General features: G+C 66.9%; 1 protein-coding gene. It reads left to right on the forward strand.

Annotated elements, in window-relative coordinates:
- On the forward strand, positions 1-1,131 hold a 1,131-nt coding region (locus ACYVF6_RS35710), incomplete at both ends, for a M1 family metallopeptidase (RefSeq protein ID WP_460527979.1).

The raw sequence follows: 1,131 nt of genomic DNA on the forward strand, positions 1-1,131 counted from the left end.
TATGCCCTGGACCTGACCTACACCGCGGCCGGTCAGCCGGTTGACGCCTTGGTGGAGGGCAGGGTCACGATGACGGCCAAGGCCACGCAGAGCCTCAGCCGTTTCAGCCTCGACGCGGCCGGGCTGAGGATCGGTTCGGTCAAGGTCAACGGGAGCCCGGCGACGTTCACCCAAGCCGGTGAGGAACTGGTGGTGACGCCGGCCAAGTCGCTGCACAACGGCGGCGTCTTCGTCGTCCAGGTCGACTACTCCACCGACCCGGCGCAGATCCCACCGCCCGCGGGCGGCTTCGTCGTGACCGACGACGGGTTGGCCACCGCACCACAGCCCGCCGGCGCGCACACGATCTTCCCGTGCAACGACCACCCCTCCGACAAGGCCCACTACCTCGTGCGGATCACCGCACCAGCCGACCTGACCAGCATCGCGACCGGAACCAAGGTGCGCGAGCAGACCAACCCCGACGGCACCCTGACCACGACCTGGGTCTCCCGTGATCCGGTGGCCACCGAACTGCTGCAACTAAGTGTCGGCGACTACACGATCATCGAACGCGGCACCCTCGATGGTGTACGCCTGCGCGACGTCGTACCCACCGCGCGGGCACAGGCGCTGGAGCCGGCGCTGGCCCTGACCCCGGGCCACCTGGCCTGGATCAAGCAGCACCTGGGCGCGTTCCCGCTGGAGGCCTACGGCCTGCTGCCGGTCAACACCGACAAGCCCGACGCGTTCGACTTCACCGGCCTGGAAACCCAGACGCTCACGCTGTACAAGCCGAACTTCCTGCTGCAGGAAGAGAAGGCCATCGGGTCCCACATGATGCACGAAATCGTCCACAGCTGGTGGGGCAACAGCGTGTCACCCGCGTCCTGGTCCGACCTGTGGGTCAACGAAGGCCACGCCGACTACTACGGACTCATCTACCGCTACGAACGCGGCTGGCCCGACTCCCGCGGCTACACCACACTCGAGCAGCGGATGAAGTACACCTACAGCCAAGCCGACATCTGGCGCTCCACCTCAGGCCCCGTCGCCAAACCCAACGCCGCCAACCTCTTCGACAACCAGCGCTACACCGGCGGCGTCCTGGTGCTGTACGCCCTACGCGAGCGGATCGGACAAGAAGCCTTC

The sequence above is a fragment of the Flindersiella endophytica genome (assembly GCF_054779015.1).